The organism is Pseudomonas sp. p106, assembly GCF_003936645.1.
Taxonomy (GTDB): Bacteria; Pseudomonadota; Gammaproteobacteria; order Pseudomonadales; family Pseudomonadaceae; genus Aquipseudomonas; species Aquipseudomonas putida_E.
The window spans coordinates 40,102-55,497 of record NZ_RHQR01000013.1 but is presented as its reverse complement, the minus strand read 5'-3'; the positions used below and the strand labels follow the sequence as shown (position 1 = coordinate 55,497).

Genomic DNA, 15,396 nt, shown 5'->3' with positions numbered 1-15,396 from the left:
GCTGGGTGGGGCGCGTTGCGCCCCAACAACCCCCCAGGCAGGCGCGGCCTTGTGTCGCGAAAGGGCCGCAAAGCGGCCCCAACTGTCTCTATCTTCAGCCGATCAACTGCTTGAGCAATGCCCCGTGCCGTTCCTGCTGCTTGCTCAACAGCAAACGGTTCGAGCGGAACACGGCCTTCAACTCCTCCAGCGCCACATCGAAGTCATCGTTGATGATGACGTACTCGTACTCGTCGTAGTGCTGCATCTCGCTGACGGCCTCTTTCATGCGGCCGGCAATGATCTCATCGCTGTCCTGCCCACGCCCGTCCAGACGCTGGCGCAGCGCCTCCAGGTTGGGTGGCAGGATGAAGATCGAACGGGCTTCGGGCATCAGCTCGCGCACCTGACGGGCGCCTTGCCAGTCGATTTCCAGAATCAGGTCATCGCCCCGGTCCAGCACTTGCTGCAGCGTGCTACGCGAGGTGCCGTAGAAGTTGCCGAACACTTCGGCGTGTTCAAGGAAGTCGTTCTTGTCGATCAGCGCCTTGAATTCGTCATGGCTGACGAAGTGGTAGTTGACGCCGTGCTCCTCGCCCGGGCGTTTGCCGCGCGTGGTGTGCGAGACAGAAACGCTGACGCGTTTGTCGTCCTTGATCAGGGCGTTGACCAGGCTGGTCTTGCCGGCACCTGACGGGGCCGAGACGATATATAGGGTGCCGCTGCTGTGGTTCATGGTAGGGGTGGCCTTACTCGATGTTCTGTACTTGTTCACGCATCTGTTCGATCAGTACCTTCAGGTTGACCGCCGCTTGCGTGCTACGCGGGTCGAAGGCCTTGGAGCCCAGGGTATTGGCCTCGCGGTTGAGCTCCTGCATGAGGAAGTCCAGGCGCCGGCCAGCGGCACCCCCGGACTTGAGCACCCGGCGTACTTCATTGACGTGGGTGCTGAGGCGGTCCAGCTCCTCGGCAACGTCACTTTTTTGTGCCAGCAGCACCATCTCCTGCTCAAGCCGTTGTGGGTCGAGCTCGGCCTTGAGGTCGCCGAAGCGGTCGATGATCTTCTGCCGTTGTGCGGCCAGCATCTGCGGTACCAGGGCACGCAGGGTGGTGACCTCGGTGGCCATGCTGTCCAGCCGCTCGTTGATCAGGCGTGCCAGCTCCTGGCCTTCGCGCAGGCGCCCGGCCTTCAATTCGGCCAGAGCCTCGTCGAACAGTGCCACGGCTTCGGCATTGAGCGCCTGCGGGTCGCTGGCGTCGGCCACCAGCACGCCTGGCCAGGACAACACTTCCAGCGGGTTGAGCGGCGCCGGCTGCTTGATCAGGCCGGCCACTTCTTCGGCGGCGGCAACCAGTTGTGCGGCACGCTCGCGGTCGACCTTCAGTGGTTTGCCGTTGCTGTCTTCGTGCAGGCGCAAGGTGCATTCGACCTTGCCGCGCGACAGGCCTTGGCGCAGACCCTCACGCACCGCGCCTTCCAGGTCGCGCAGGGCGTCGGGCAGGCGCAGGTGAGGTTCAAGGTAGCGGTGGTTGACCGAGCGCAGTTCCCAGACCAGGGTGCCTTGGCTGCCTGCGCGCTCGACACGAGCAAAAGCGGTCATGCTGTGCACCATGGGGAGTACCTCGCGTAGATGATGTGAACGGGAAAGCCTTTCGGCTGCAAGGCGCAGGATTGTAGCGCAGTGCGCCCTTGGCGCCCAATCCGCCCATGTTACAGAGCCCTCATCGGCCGGTGGGAAAAGGCGACAGGCTGTGCGCGGCCCGACAATAAGCATGTCCTCACCGGGCTACGGGCTTTATAATGCCGGGCAGATTCAAAGTCCCAGTACAGGTATCCCAGATGAAACGTCCAAGTGGTCGCGCCGCCGATCAGCTCCGCTCGATCCGCATCACCCGCAACTACACCAAGCACGCCGAAGGGTCGGTACTGGTCGAGTTCGGTGACACCAAGGTCATCTGCACGGTCAGCGTTGAAAACGGCGTACCGCGCTTCCTCAAAGGCCAGGGCCAAGGCTGGCTGACCGCCGAGTACGGCATGCTGCCGCGCTCCACCGGTGAGCGTAACCAGCGCGAAGCCAGCCGTGGCAAGCAGGGTGGTCGCACCCTGGAAATCCAGCGCCTGATCGGCCGCTCGCTGCGCGCCGCGCTGGACATGAGCAAGCTGGGTGACATCACCCTGTACGTCGACTGCGATGTGATCCAGGCCGATGGCGGCACCCGCACCGCGTCGATCACCGGCGCCATGGTCGCCTTGGTCGATGCCCTGGCAGTGATCAAGAAACGGGGTGGCCTGAAGGGCGGCAATCCGCTCAAGCACATGATCGCCGCCGTATCGGTGGGCATGTACCAGGGCGAAGCCGTACTCGACCTGGACTATCTGGAAGACTCCGCTGCCGAGACCGACCTGAACGTGGTCATGACCAGTGCCGGTGGTTTCATCGAAGTGCAGGGCACTGCAGAGGGTGCGCCGTTCCAGCCCGAAGACTTCAACGCCATGCTGGCGCTGGCGCAGAAGGGCATGAACGAGATCTTCGAACTGCAGCAGGTCGCTCTGGCCGACTGATTGATCCTGCAGATATGAAAAAGCCGACTTCAATGTCGGCTTTTTCATATCTGAACAGTGCTCAGATGGTCAACGTCCAGTCATAGTCGACGATCAGCGGCGCATGCTGCGAGAAGCGCGGCTGACGCGGCAGGCGGGCATTGCGCACGAAGCGGCGCAGGCCCGGGGTGAGGATCTGGTAGTCGAACCGGTAGCCCAGGTTGAGCATCTCGGCCTGCTCGTTGTCCGGCCACCAGCTGTACTGGTCACCTTCACGGCTGACTTCGCGCAGGGCATCCACATAGCCCATGTCGCCAGTGATCGCATCCATCCAGGCACGCTCAGGCGGCAGGAAGCCTGGCGACTGCTGGCTGTCACGCCAGTTCTTGATGTCGAGCTTCTGCTGCGCCACGTAGAACGAGCCGCAATAGATGTACTCACGACGCTTGCGCCGCTGCTTGTCCAGGTACTTGGCGAAGTCGTCCATCAACTTGAACTTCTGGTTCAAGTCGTCGTCGCCGTTCATGCCCGAAGGCAATAGCAGGCTGGCAATACTGACTTTGTCGAAATCTGCTTGCAGATAACGCCCGTAGCGGTCGGCTGTCTCGAAGCCCAGGCCGGTGATGACTGCCTTGGGCTGCATGCGCGAATACAGTGCCACGCCACCTTGGGCGGGTACCTCCGCGTCGCAGGCATAAAGGAAATAGCCATCGAGCTGGAAAGCTGGGTCGTCGAGTTCAAAGGCCGAGGCGCGGGTATCCTGAAGGCAGATGACGTCGGCATTCTGGGCTTGCAACCAGCTGAGCAATCCACGCTCGGCTGCAGCCTGAATGCCATTTACGTTCACACTGATGATCCGCATAAATGGCCCCAAAAATCTCGTGCGTGTATGATACCCGAGCTCAACCCATTTAGCTAAATCCGTGGTGTCCGGGACTTTCCATGCAGCCGTATCAGCGCGACTTCATCCGTTTTGCCATCGATCGCGGCGTTCTGCGCTTCGGTGAATTCACCCTGAAATCGGGGCGTACCAGCCCGTATTTCTTCAATGCCGGCCTGTTCAACACGGGTTCTGCCCTGGCTCAGCTGGGGCGTTGCTACGCGGCGGCCATCGTCGACAGCAAGATCCCGTTCGACGTACTGTTCGGCCCGGCCTACAAGGGTATCCCGCTGGCTGCGGCCACCGCCGTGGCCCTGGCCGAGCAACATCAGCTGGACGTGCCGTGGTGCTTCAACCGCAAGGAAGCCAAGGATCACGGCGAAGGCGGCAGCCTGGTCGGCGCGCCACTGGCCGGTGACGTCCTGATCATCGATGACGTGATCACCGCTGGCACTGCCATCCGCGAGGTCATGCAGATCATCAACGCCCAGCAGGCCAAGGCCGCTGGCGTGCTGATCGCGCTCAACCGCGAAGAGCGCGGCAATGGCGAACTGTCGGCGATCCAGGAAGTGGAGCGTGACTTCGGTATCCCGGTAGTCAGCATCGTTTCGCTGACCCAGGTGCTGGAGTTCCTGGCCGATGATTCGCAGCTCAAGCAGCATCTGCCGGCGGTCGAGGCCTATCGGGCGCAGTACGGGATCTGATTGCGGCTCGGTGTCTAGTCCTGAAATAGGTTTACACCAGCTCAGGTAGGCCGACAGGCCTCAAACGCCCGATGCACCGCATCGGGCGTTTTGTTTTTCAGGGCCATATGAGGCCGTTCTGTGTTGTAAATCTGCACTGCCTCGTCAACCATCTGTCTCGCTTGCTCCAGATCTTCAGGGCTACTCAACAGAAGTTCCATCTTGAGGATTCCATTGACTCGCTCGGCCAGCGCGTTCTGGTAACAGTCATACCCATCAGTCATGGAGCACTGAACGCCGTGCCGTTGATGCAGTGACTGGTATAGCGCTGAGCAATATTGGATTCCTCGATCCGAATGGTGGACTAATGGCTGGCGACGACCTCGCTTTCGTAAAGCCTGCCTGAAGGCTTGCGCTACTGACTCGGCGTGCAGGCTTTCATGGACGTGGTGGCCAACAATTTTCCTGGAGTACGCATCCGTTACCAGGCTCAGGTACAGCGGCCCGTTACGTGCGGGCAGGTAAGTGATGTCGGCAACCCAGACGTGCTCCGGCCTTGTCGGAACGACCTGGCTTGGGCCGGGCTTGAGTAAGTTGGGATGGCGGTAGAAGCGATGAAAGCTCTGTGTTGTCTTGTGGTAGGCCCGCTTAGGCAGCACTAGCAAACGACGCTCTCCCAAGACCTGGAACAGCCTATCTCGGCCGACCTGGAATCGTCTGTCAGGTTGGCAATGCAGCAGATAGTGCAGCTTGCGCGTGCCCAGACGAGGTTGGCGCATCCGGACTTGCCGTACAAACTCAACCACCTGGTCTGCCTGGCGTTCTTTGTCATCGGCAGCTCGATTACGTTTGTAGTAAGCCTGTCGACTGATGCCTAGAAACTGACAAGCCCTGGCAATGCTCAGTCCTGCGACTTGACCTTGCGAGAGGACTTGCCGGATCGCTTTTTTACGATCGAGACACCATAGTCATTTTTCAGAACATCAACGACAGTTTCAAAGAACTGGGCCTTCTGGCTCATCAGCTCAAGCTGCTGCTCAAGCTCTTTGATCCGCTGCTCTGGAGTGAGCGTTTTGGGGTCAGACATCGCGCAGCTCCTCTCGTCGCGGATCGAGGCCCCCTGGCTCCAATCCTGCCGACCGTGCTTACGCAACCATACCAGAACCGTCGACCGCCCCTGGATGCCGTACCGCACCTGGGCCTGCTTGTAGGTCAGTTCGCCTTTTTCAATCTGATCAACCACCGCCAATTTAAAAGACAGCGAGTAATCACGCTGTGTGCGCTTTACACCTTGTTCCATCTGACTCTCCGGAAATTCGGGATGGGAGGTGTAAACCTTATTCAGGACGGGACACGGTAATGAAAAAGGCGACCTTCGGGTCGCCTTTTTTATCTGTTGCCTTTTACGGCCCTATCGTCGGCAAGCCGGCGATAGGGCCAGTGCAGGCGATCAGCGTGGCTTGCGGTTGCTGATCAAGGTGCCCACGCCGCTGTCGGTGAAGATCTCCAGCAGCACCGCATTCGGCACGCGGCCATCGATGATGTGCGAGCTGTTCACGCCACCCTGGACCGCTTCCAGCGCGCACTTGATCTTCGGCAGCATGCCGCCGTAGATGGTGCCGTCGGCGATCAGTTCGTTCACCTGCTCGGTGGTCAGGCCGGTCAGGACCTGGCCTTGCTTGTCCATCAGGCCGGCAATGTTGGTCAGCAGCATCAGCTTCTCGGCTTTCAGTGCTTCGGCCACCTTGCCGGCCACCAGGTCGGCGTTGATGTTGTACGACTCACCGTTGGCACCCACGCCGATTGGCGCGATCACCGGGATGAAGTCGCCTTTGACCAGCATGTTCAGCAGGTCGGTGTTGACGCTGACCACTTCGCCGACGTGGCCGATGTCGATGATTTCCGGCTGGGTCATCTCTGGCGTCTGGCGGCTCACGGTGAGCTTCTTGGCGCGGATCAGCTCCGCGTCCTTGCCGGTCAGGCCGATGGCGCTGCCGCCGTGGCGGTTGATCAGGTTGACGATGTCCTTGTTGACCTGGCCACCCAGCACCATTTCAACCACGTCCATGGTCGCCGCGTCGGTGACACGCATGCCGTCGATGAAGTGGCTTTCGATCGACAGGCGCTTGAGCAGGTCGCCGATCTGAGGGCCACCACCGTGCACGACCACCGGGTTGATGCCCACGGCCTTCATCAGCACGATGTCACGGGCAAACCCGGTCTTGAGCTCCTCGCTCTCCATCGCGTTGCCGCCGTACTTGATCACCAGGGTCTTGCCGACAAAACGGCGAATGTAAGGCAGTGCTTCGGACAAAACCTCGGCTACATGGGAAGCGGCATCGCGATCGAGGGTCATGCAGGGCTCCTGTAAGGAACAGATAGTCGGTCAGAACGGCAGTTGCAGCTCAGGGGCAACCCGCAGCAACTGGGCGCGGAAAACATCCTTGATACGTTGCAACTCGGCGTCGCTTTCGGCCTCGAAGCGCAGCACCAGCACCGGCGTGGTGTTGGAGGCGCGAACCAGGCCCCAACCCTGGGCATAGTCGACCCGCACACCGTCGATGGTGGTCAGGCTGGCTTGGCCCCAGTCGGCGTCGCGTTGCAGTGCATCAATGATGCTGAATTTACCCTCGTCGGTCACATCAATATTGATTTCCGGCGTGGAAATGTCGTTCGGGAATGCGGCAAACAGGCTTTCGGCGTCCTGGCCAGCCTTGCTGAGGATCTCCAGCAGGCGTGCGGCGCTGTAGATACCGTCGTCGAAACCGTACCAGCGCTCCTTGATGAAGATGTGCCCGCTCATCTCGCCGGCCAGCAGCGAACCTGTCTGCTTCATCTTCTTCTTGATCAACGAGTGACCAGTCTTCCACATCAAGGCGCGGCCGCCGTGTTGTTCGATCAGCGGTGTCAGGCGGCGGGTGCATTTGACGTCGAAGATGATCTCGGCCCCCGGGTTACGCGCCAGCACGTCCTGCGCGAACAGCATCAGCAGGCGGTCGGGGTAAACGATGCTGCCGGTGTTGGTCACCACACCGACGCGGTCACCGTCGCCGTCGAAGGCCAGGCCGATATCGGCACTGGTTTGCTTGACCTTGGCGATCAGGTCTTCAAGGTTTTCAGGCTTGCCCGGGTCCGGGTGGTGGTTGGGGAAGTTGCCATCCACCTCGCAGAACAGTGGGATGACTTCGCAGCCCAAGGCTTCGATCAGCTGCGGTGCGATAACGCCGGCAGCGCCGTTGCCGCAGTCCACCACCACCTTGAGCTTTTTCGCCAGCTTCACGTCAGCGACGATCTGCTTGAAGTAGCGCTCGAGGATCGCGACCTTTTTCACACTGCCTTCGCCACGGGTCAGGTCGTTGGTTTTCAGGCGAGTCAGCAGGGCCTGGATCTGTTCGTTGGCCAAGGTATCGCCAGCGATCACGATCTTGAAACCGTTGTAATCCGAAGGATTGTGGCTACCGGTGAGCATCACGCCGGACTTGCCGGCCAGGACATTGGCAGCGAAATACAGCGCCGGGGTCGGCACCAGACCGACGTCGCTGACCTGGCAACCGGCATCGGCCAGGCCTTTGATCAGTTGCTCGACCAGCATCGGGCCGGACAGGCGGCCGTCGCGGCCGACGGAAATCTGCGGCTCGCCTTGGGCGAGCGTCTGCGCGCCAATGGCGCGGCCGATCCAGTAGGCGGTTTCGGCGTGCAGGGTCTTGCCGACCACGCCGCGGATGTCATAGGCGCGGAAGATGCTGTCGGGCAGTGCGGGGACCAGGTGGGCCATGTCGTTCATCTCTGGAAGCTCCATTAGTCAAAGGCTTTCTGGGCAGGCGCAAACTGAACGCTTGGACGGTGGTTTCATCAGAGAGTTCGCCATCCATGGCCTGAACGGTCGCCGGTCGGCTCAGTGGCTGCCGGAATGGCCGAAGCCGCCGGTGCCGCGCTGGCTTTCATCGAAGGCCTCGACGACTTCAAAATGCGCTTGCACTACCGGTACCAGCACCAGCTGAGCGATGCGCTCGCCAACGGCGATGGTGAATGGCGTGTTGCCACGGTTCCAGCACGACACCATCAGCTCGCCCTGGTAATCCGAGTCGATCAGGCCGACCAGGTTGCCCAGCACGATGCCATGCTTATGGCCCAGACCCGAGCGCGGCAGGATCATCGCGGCCAGGCCCGGGTCGCCGATGTAGATCGACAGGCCGGTAGGAATCAGCAGGGTCTGGCCCGGCTCCAGGACGGTGTCCTCTTTGAGCAGGGCGCGCAGGTCCAGGCCGGCGGAGCCAGGGGTGGCGTATTGCGGCAGCGGAAATTCACTGCCCAGGCGTGGGTCGAGGATCTTGGCTTGAAGAGCGTGCATGTAACTTATTGAACCTGGTTGAGCCGTTCGGCGATGAAGGCGACCAGTTGCCGGGCAATCTTGCCTTTGCTGGTCTGCGCGAAGAGGGTTTGATGCTGCTGGCGGTCGATCACGGTCAGGGCATTTTCCTCGCTGTTGAAGCCGATGCTGGGGTTGGCCACATCATTGGCGACGATCAGGTCGAGGTTCTTGTCCTTGAGCTTGCGCGTGGCGTAATCGAGCAAATGTTCGGTCTCGGCGGCGAAGCCGACGCTGAACGGGCGGTCGGTGCGGCCAGCGATGGTGGCAAGGATATCGGGATTGCGCACCATCTGCAGCAGCATGCCGTCGGCGGTCGTAGGATCTTTCTTGAGCTTCTGTGTGGCAACGACCTCCGGGCGGTAGTCCGCGACCGCTGCCGAGGCGATGAACAGGTCGCACGGCATGGCCGCCTCGCAGGCTACGAGCATGTCCCGCGCGCTGACCACGTCGATCCGGTTGACCCGGTCAGGGGTCTGCAGGTGCACAGGGCCGGTGACGAGGGTCACCCGGGCACCCGCTTCTGCGGCCGCCTCGGCCAGCGCGAAGCCCATCTTGCCGGAGCTATGATTGGTGATGTAACGCACCGGGTCGATGTTTTCCTGGGTTGGCCCGGCGGTGATCAGCACATGTTTGCCGGTGAGCGCCTGGCGCTTGAAGCTCTCGGCGGCGCACCAGGCCAGGTCGGTGGCTTCGAGCATGCGGCCTAGGCCCACGTCGCCGCAGGCCTGGCTGCCGGAAGCCGGCCCGAACACCTGGATGCCACGGGTCTTGAGCAGGTCGAGGTTGGCCTGGGTCGCCGGGTCGCGCCACATGGCCTGGTTCATGGCCGGGGCCACTGCCACGGTGGCGTCGGTGGCCAGTACCAGGGTAGTCAGCAAGTCGTCGGCCATGCCTTGGGCCATGCGGGCCATGAGGTCGGCGGTGGCGGGGGCGATCAGCACCAGGTCGGCCCATTTGGCCAGTTCGATGTGGCCCATGGCCGCTTCGGCGGCAGGGTCGAGCAGATCCATGTGTACCGGGTGGCCGGACAGCGCCTGCAGGGTCAGCGGGGTGATGAATTCAGCACCACCACGGGTCATGACGACGCGCACTTGCGCGCCGTGCTCCAGGAGTCGGCGAATCAGCTCGGCGCTCTTGTAGGCGGCAATGCCGCCCCCGACGCCGAGAACGATGCGCTTGCGATACAGCCGCTGCATAGGCTTGCCTTTTTCCAGAGAGAGCGGGCAGCGACGAACAGGATTGCCTGCGGCAGAACGTCGCATGTACGAGGCGAAATAGATTAACACAGGGCCTAAACGTGTCGCAGCAGGGCGCAAAGGAGATGCAATGAAGATAAGCGAGTGGCCAGCCGAGGAGCGGCCCAGGGAAAAGTTGATGCAGCGAGGGGTGGGCAGCCTTTCGGATGCCGAATTGCTGGCCGTGTTTCTCGGCTCTGGCGTGCGGGGCCACAACGTCGTGGAGCTGGCGCGGGGGTTGCTCGTCAAGTTCGGCGGCTTGCGCCAGTTGCTTGAAGCTGACAGGGACGCATTCGTGGGGGCGCTCGGGCTTGGGCCGGTGCGGTATGGCCAATTGCAGGCGCTGCTGGAGATCGGGCGGCGCAACCTTGCCACATCGATCGAGCGCGACTGCGCTCTGGAGAGCCCTTTTGCGGTGCGCAGATACCTGAAAGCCATGCTGCGTCATGAGCCTAGCGAAGTTTTTGGCTGCCTGTTTCTGGATAGCAAACACCGGCCGTTGGCTTTCGAAATCCTGTTCAGAGGGACGATCGACCGGGCCAGCATCTACCCGCGGGAAGTGGTGCGCCGTGCGTTGATGCACAACGCTGCGGCGTTGATCCTTTGCCACAACCATCCTTCGGGCAACAGTGAGCCGAGCCAGGACGACGTGCACATGACGCTTGCATTGAAGCAGGGGTTGGCGCTGATCGATGTGCGGGTGCTCGATCACATCATCGTGGGTGATGGGGAGCCGCTGTCGATGGTGGAGCAGGGGTGGATTGTCGCTTAGTGGCTGCCTGTTTGCAGGCTCGACCAATCTCCGGCAAGCCGGCATTTGGTCGAGCCTGCAAAGCCAGGGTTCAGCGCTTCACCGAAACCTTGCTGAAATCCAGCCGCCCGAACGGGCTTGCCTGGTAACCCTCGACGCCCTCGCGCAACAGCGCTGCCGCCGTCGGGTGCGCCAGCGGTACCCACAGCGCCTGCTGCTGGATCAGCGTCTGCGCCTGCTGGTACAACCGGCTGCGTACGCTCTGGTCGTTGGTGGTACGCCCTGCACTGATCAACTGGTCCAGCCGGCTGTCGCAGAACCGCGCGAAGTTGGTCCCCGACTTTACCGCCGCACAGGAAAACTGCGGGCTGAGGAAGTTGTCCGGGTCGCCGTTGTCGCCGGCCCAGCCCATGAACAGCAGGTCATGCTCGCCAGCCTTGGCCCGACGGATCAGCTCACCCCATTCGATCACGCGGATTTCGGCCTTGATGCCGATCTTGGCCAGGTCTGCCTGGAGCATCTGCGCGCCCAGGCTTGGGTTGGGGTTGAGCAGGCTGCCCGACGGGCGGGTCCAGATCGTGGTGCTGAACCCTTCTGCGTAACCGGCCTTGCTCAGCAGCGCCTTGGCTCGTTTGAGATCCAGCGGGTAGCCGGGCAGGTCCTTGGCATAGCTCCAGGTGTTGGGCGGGTAGGGGCCGTTGGCGGCGGTGGCGGTGCCTTCGAAAACGGCCTTGAGGTAGGCCTGCTTGTCGAAGGCCAGGTTGATCGCCTGGCGCACTTCGGGTTTGTCCAGCGGCGGGTGCTCGCTGTTGATGGCAACGAAAGCGGTCATGAAGGCCGGCGTCGTGGCGACCTTGAGGTTACCGTCCTTGCCTGCTTCGGCAACGTCCAGGGGCTTGGGTGACAGGGCCACCTGGCATTCACCACGCTTGAGCTTCTGCAGGCGTACGTTGGCATCGGTAGTGATGGCGAAGATCAGCGGATCGACCGCAGGCTTGCCATCAAAGTAGTCCGGGTTGGCGCGGTAGCGCACCACGGCGTCCTTCTGGTAGCGCTGGAAGACGAACGGGCCGGTGCCGATCGGCTGGCTATTGAGCTTCTCCGGGGTGCCTGTCTTGAGCAGTTTGTCGGCGTACTCGGCGGAGTAGATCGAAGCAAAGCCCATGCTCAAGGTGGCCAGGAAGGTCGCATCGGGGTGGGTCAGGGTGAAGCGTACGCTGTTCGGCTCCGGCGCCTCTATCGACTTGATCAGGCTGCCCAGTTGCAGTGATTGGGCGTGCGGGTAGCCACCCGGTGCGGTCTTGTGCCAGGCGTGGGCGGGGTAGAGCATGCGCTGGAAGCTGAATAGCACATCGTCGGCATCGAGGGCGCGGGTTGGCTTGAAATAAGGCGTGGAGTGGAATTTGACCCCTTCACGCAGCTTGAAGTCGTACACCAGGCCGTCAGCCGACACTGTCCAGCTTTGCGCCAGGCTGGGGACGACCTTGCCTTGGCCTGCGTCGAACTCGACCAGGCGGTTCATCAGTACGTCGGCCGAGGCGTTGGTGGTGGTCAGCGAGTTGTACTGGACTACGTCGAAGCCCTCGGGGCTGGCTTCGCTGCAGACGCTCAGTGGCGCGGCCTGGGCGATGCCGGCAGCAAGCAGGGAGGTGAGCATTAAGGAAAGGGCGGCGGCACGCATCGTGACTCCTTGGCTGTCAGTGGCCCATCTGCCAGTGCAGTCTGGAAACGTCCTACCCTAGTGTGCGCATCAGGAAATGACCACCCTCTTTTTCTACCGGCTGGCGACGAGTGGTCGACAGTTCGCCGGGCTAGCCGCTATGCTGCTCGCGCACGATTTGTCTCCGACAGATGCTCATCAGCAGTTGTTGCAATGCAGTCTTTCTGGTATAAAGCAGCGCTCTTTTCTAGGGGCTCGGCCTGTCGCATCAGCGGATCCGGTCGGTAAGACCTCCAGAATCACGGCGCCTGGCGCCAAAGACTGAGAGATTAAGCGGCCAACCCATGCCGGGTTGGGCATGTGGTTTTAGAGGGCTGAGTCATGTCGAGAGTCTGTCAAGTTACTGGTAAGGGTCCAGTAACCGGGAACAACATTTCCCACGCAAACAACAAAACCCGTCGTCGTTTCCTGCCGAACCTGCAGCACCACCGTTTCTGGGTTGAATCCGAGAACCGTTTCGTGCGTCTGCGCGTATCTGCCAAAGGCATGCGCGTCATTGACAAGCGTGGTATCGACGTAGTGCTGGCCGAGCTGCGTGCTCGCGGCGAAAAGTTCTAAGGAGAACGTCATGCGTGAATTGATCCGTCTGGTTTCGAGTGCTGGCACTGGCCACTTCTACACCACCGACAAGAACAAGCGCACCACCCCGGACAAAATCGAGATCAAGAAATACGATCCCGTTGTTCGCAAGCACGTGGTGTACAAGGAAGCCAAGATCAAGTAATTGATCGGCGACCTGAAAAAACCCGCATCCGAAAGGACGCGGGTTTTTTTTTACGTGGATGCCAACAAGAAAGGGGCTCCGTCTGGAGCCCCTTTCTTGTAGCGATCAGCAGTGGGTATCAGCTGATGTGCAGGCCGTCGATGGTGCCGGCGGTATCGACGCTGATCATCACCCTGTCGGAGCGTATGTCCTTGGTGGTGATGTCACGTGGGCCTGCGGCGCTCATCAGGCCAGTGAGTTCGACGATGTAGGGCTTGACGCTTTCTACATACTGCGAGCCAATCACGTGACGAGCGGCGCCGAGGATGTCGGTAGTCATGATGATTCTCCTTGGATTGTCCTGAATTGGACGCTGCAAGGATCACGCTCTTGGCTTGCCGGGCTGTGGTAATTAATCACCACGCCGGCGTCGCACTCATTTCTGCTCGAACATCACATAAATCTTGCGGCACGGCTCCAGCACTTCCCAGGTGCCCTTGAAGCCGGCCGGGATGACAAACCGATCACCGGCACGCAGGGTCTTGGCGCCGCCATCCGGGTCGCGCAGTACCGAAACGCCCTGCACGATCTCGCAGTATTCATGCTCGGTGTAGTTCACTGTCCACTGCCCGACCTCACCTTCCCAGACACCTGCGGCGAATTGTCCGCACGGGGTGGAATAATGGTTGTAGACAGCCTGGTCCGGCTCGCCCTTGAGGATTTTTTCTGCCGCGGGACGGTAGCGTTCAGCCTCGGTGAGGACTTGGGCGAAGTCGATGATGCTGGCGATGTTCATGGTGCAGCTCCTATTTTTGTTTAATAAAATGCACATCAGTAGGCTTTTAGGCCTTATGTGTCAAATATATTGATAGTTTGCACTGGCTGGTTTAGGGTATCGCTTGCCAGTGTGCGCTTGTCGCCCGGCCAGAATTCTGACAACGCCTGTGAGTCCTCAGTGCGGCGTTGCACCTAAACAAGAGGAGGAGTTTCGTATGACCACCCTGACTCGTGCAGACTGGGAGCAACGTGCCCAGCAACTGAAGATCGAAGGACGTGCCTTCATCAACGGCGAATACACCGACGCCGCATCCGGTGAAACCTTCGACTGCCTGAGCCCGGTCGACGGACGCTTCCTGGCCAAGGTTGCCAGCTGCGACCTGGCCGATGCCAATCGCGCTGTGGAAAACGCCCGCGCAACGTTCGATTCCGGCGTCTGGTCGCAGCTGGCCCCGGCCAAGCGCAAGGCCAAGCTGATCCGCTTCGCCGACCTGCTGCGCAAGAACGTCGAAGAGCTGGCGCTGCTGGAAACCCTGGACATGGGCAAGCCGATCGGCGACTCCTCCAGCATCGACGTGCCGGGCGCGGCCAATGCCATCCACTGGACCGCCGAAGCCATCGACAAGGTCTACGACGAAGTCGCGCCGACCCCTAGTGATCAGCTGGGTCTGGTTACCCGCGAAGCAGTTGGCGTGGTCGGTGCCATCGTACCGTGGAACTTCCCGCTGCTGATGGCCTGCTGGAAGATCGCACCAGCCCTGGCCACCGGTAACTCGCTGGTACTCAAGCCATCCGAGAAGTCGCCGCTGACCGCCATCCGCATCGCCCAGCTGGCCATCGAAGCCGGTATCCCGGCCGGTGTGCTGAACGTGCTGCCAGGCTACGGCCACACCGTCGGCAAGGCCCTGGCCCTGCACATGGACGTAGACACCCTGGTGTTCACCGGCTCGACCAAGATCGCCAAGCAGTTGATGGTGTATGCGGGCGAGTCGAACATGAAGCGTATCTGGCTGGAAGCCGGTGGCAAGAGCCCGAACATCGTCTTTGCCGACGCTCCGGACCTGCAAGCCGCCGCCGAAGCTGCTGCCAGCGCCATCGCTTTCAACCAGGGCGAAGTTTGCACCGCAGGTTCGCGCCTGCTGGTCGAGCGTTCGATCAAGGACAAGTTCCTGCCCATGGTGGTCGAAGCGCTCAAGGGCTGGAAGCCAGGTAACCCGCTCGATCCGCAGACCACCGTCGGTGCGCTGGTCGACACCCAGCAGATGAATACCGTGCTGTCGTACATCGACGCCGGCCACAAGGATGGCGCCAAGTTGCTGGCCGGTGGCAAGCGCACCCTGGAAGAGACTGGCGGCACCTACGTCGAGCCGACCATCTTCGACGGCGTGACCAACGCCATGAAGATCGCCCAGGAAGAAATCTTCGGCCCCGTGCTGTCGGTCATCGCCTTCGATACTGCCGAAGAAGCCATCGCCATTGCCAACGACACGCCGTATGGCCTGGCCGCTGGCATCTGGACCTCGGATATTTCCAAGGCCCACAAGACTGCCCGTGCCGTGCGCGCCGGCAGCGTCTGGGTCAACCAGTACGATGGCGGCGACATGACCGCGCCGTTCGGTGGTTTCAAGCAGTCGGGCAACGGCCGTGACAAGTCGCTGCATGCGCTGGAGAAGTACACCGAGCTGAAAGCGACCTGGATCAAGCTGTAAATCCAGAGGGGCTGCACTGCAGCCCCAACAACAGCCGGGCCGGTT

General features: G+C 61.3%; 16 protein-coding genes and 1 pseudogene. 6 read left to right on the top strand and 11 right to left on the bottom strand.

What is annotated here, in order from left to right; genetic code table 11:
* Window positions 1-94: 94 nt before the first annotated feature.
* Window positions 95-715: a guanylate kinase gene (gene gmk, locus EGJ09_RS16740; RefSeq protein WP_115273278.1), complete on the bottom strand. Its 621-nt coding sequence runs from the start codon at window positions 713-715 to the stop codon at window positions 95-97.
* Window positions 716-728: 13 nt separating this feature from the next.
* A complete protein-coding gene (locus tag EGJ09_RS16735; RefSeq protein ID WP_039604571.1) occupies window positions 729-1,592 on the bottom strand; it encodes a YicC/YloC family endoribonuclease in 864 nt (287 codons plus the stop codon).
* A 227-nt stretch (window positions 1,593-1,819) separates the two neighbouring features.
* On the opposite strand from EGJ09_RS16735, the gene rph reads away from it, so the two are divergent.
* Window positions 1,820-2,542, top strand: a complete 723-nt coding sequence (gene rph / locus EGJ09_RS16730) for a ribonuclease PH (RefSeq protein ID WP_046786868.1) — start codon at window positions 1,820-1,822, stop codon at window positions 2,540-2,542.
* 61 nt (window positions 2,543-2,603) lie between these two features.
* On the opposite strand, the gene EGJ09_RS16725 is transcribed toward rph, so the two are convergent.
* Window positions 2,604-3,383 carry an exodeoxyribonuclease III gene (locus EGJ09_RS16725; RefSeq protein WP_012312131.1) on the bottom strand — a complete coding sequence of 260 codons (780 nt, stop codon included), beginning with the start codon at window positions 3,381-3,383 and terminating at the stop codon, window positions 2,604-2,606.
* A gap of 80 nt (window positions 3,384-3,463) precedes the next feature.
* Between EGJ09_RS16725 and pyrE the strand changes: the two genes are divergently transcribed.
* Complete coding sequence (gene pyrE / locus EGJ09_RS16720; protein ID WP_119688047.1) at window positions 3,464-4,105, top strand: orotate phosphoribosyltransferase; 642 nt, start codon at window positions 3,464-3,466, stop codon at window positions 4,103-4,105.
* Between the two features lie 41 nt (window positions 4,106-4,146).
* Here the strand turns inward: pyrE and EGJ09_RS16715 are convergent.
* The 5 genes and pseudogenes from EGJ09_RS16715 to coaBC all read right to left on the bottom strand — a co-directional run bounded on the left by EGJ09_RS16715 (window position 4,147) and on the right by coaBC (window position 9,652).
* Window positions 4,147-5,384 (bottom strand): IS3 family transposase gene (locus EGJ09_RS16715; RefSeq protein WP_125924402.1). Its coding sequence is split into 2 segments (ribosomal slippage): window positions 4,147-5,036 and window positions 5,036-5,384, totalling 1,239 coding nucleotides; the frame shifts between segments, so codons are not numbered across the junction.
* 150 nt (window positions 5,385-5,534) lie between these two features.
* Window positions 5,535-6,440 (bottom strand): acetylglutamate kinase, encoded by a 906-nt coding sequence (argB, locus tag EGJ09_RS16710; protein ID WP_046786869.1) that lies wholly within the window; start codon window positions 6,438-6,440, stop codon window positions 5,535-5,537.
* A gap of 30 nt (window positions 6,441-6,470) precedes the next feature.
* Window positions 6,471-7,844, bottom strand: a pseudogene (locus EGJ09_RS16705) (phosphomannomutase/phosphoglucomutase); the annotation flags it as partial.
* 135 nt (window positions 7,845-7,979) lie between these two features.
* Window positions 7,980-8,435 (bottom strand): dUTP diphosphatase, encoded by a 456-nt coding sequence (gene dut / locus EGJ09_RS16695; protein WP_012312134.1) that lies wholly within the window; start codon window positions 8,433-8,435, stop codon window positions 7,980-7,982.
* 5 nt (window positions 8,436-8,440) lie between these two features.
* Window positions 8,441-9,652: a bifunctional phosphopantothenoylcysteine decarboxylase/phosphopantothenate--cysteine ligase CoaBC gene (gene coaBC, locus EGJ09_RS16690; RefSeq protein ID WP_125924399.1), complete on the bottom strand. Its 1,212-nt coding sequence runs from the start codon at window positions 9,650-9,652 to the stop codon at window positions 8,441-8,443.
* A gap of 130 nt (window positions 9,653-9,782) precedes the next feature.
* Here coaBC and radC point away from each other — a divergent pair, with 130 nt between their 5' ends.
* Complete coding sequence (gene radC / locus EGJ09_RS16685) at window positions 9,783-10,463, top strand: DNA repair protein RadC (RefSeq protein ID WP_119688048.1); 681 nt, start codon at window positions 9,783-9,785, stop codon at window positions 10,461-10,463.
* A 70-nt stretch (window positions 10,464-10,533) separates the two neighbouring features.
* Here radC and EGJ09_RS16680 read toward each other — a convergent pair whose 3' ends face one another.
* Complete coding sequence (locus EGJ09_RS16680; RefSeq protein ID WP_125924398.1) at window positions 10,534-12,123, bottom strand: ABC transporter substrate-binding protein; 1,590 nt, start codon at window positions 12,121-12,123, stop codon at window positions 10,534-10,536.
* 360 nt (window positions 12,124-12,483) lie between these two features.
* Here EGJ09_RS16680 and rpmB point away from each other — a divergent pair, with 360 nt between their 5' ends.
* A complete protein-coding gene (rpmB, locus tag EGJ09_RS16675; RefSeq protein WP_012312138.1) occupies window positions 12,484-12,720 on the top strand; it encodes a 50S ribosomal protein L28 in 237 nt (78 codons plus the stop codon).
* Window positions 12,721-12,730: 10 nt separating this feature from the next.
* On the top strand, window positions 12,731-12,886 hold the full coding sequence (rpmG, locus tag EGJ09_RS16670; RefSeq protein ID WP_003253507.1) for a 50S ribosomal protein L33: 156 nt from the start codon (window positions 12,731-12,733) through the stop codon (window positions 12,884-12,886).
* 118 nt (window positions 12,887-13,004) lie between these two features.
* Here rpmG and EGJ09_RS16665 read toward each other — a convergent pair whose 3' ends face one another.
* Together EGJ09_RS16665 and EGJ09_RS16660 are read right to left on the bottom strand one after the other, a co-directional pair.
* On the bottom strand, window positions 13,005-13,205 hold the full coding sequence (locus EGJ09_RS16665) for a hypothetical protein (RefSeq protein ID WP_125924397.1): 201 nt from the start codon (window positions 13,203-13,205) through the stop codon (window positions 13,005-13,007).
* A 96-nt stretch (window positions 13,206-13,301) separates the two neighbouring features.
* On the bottom strand, window positions 13,302-13,661 hold the full coding sequence (locus EGJ09_RS16660; RefSeq protein WP_115273282.1) for a cupin domain-containing protein: 360 nt from the start codon (window positions 13,659-13,661) through the stop codon (window positions 13,302-13,304).
* A 196-nt stretch (window positions 13,662-13,857) separates the two neighbouring features.
* Between EGJ09_RS16660 and EGJ09_RS16655 the strand changes: the two genes are divergently transcribed.
* The gene (locus EGJ09_RS16655; RefSeq protein WP_046786878.1) at window positions 13,858-15,351 is read left to right on the top strand and encodes an aldehyde dehydrogenase; all 1,494 of its coding nucleotides are present in this window, start codon (window positions 13,858-13,860) and stop codon (window positions 15,349-15,351) included.
* The last annotated feature ends 45 nt before the right edge of the window (window positions 15,352-15,396 follow it).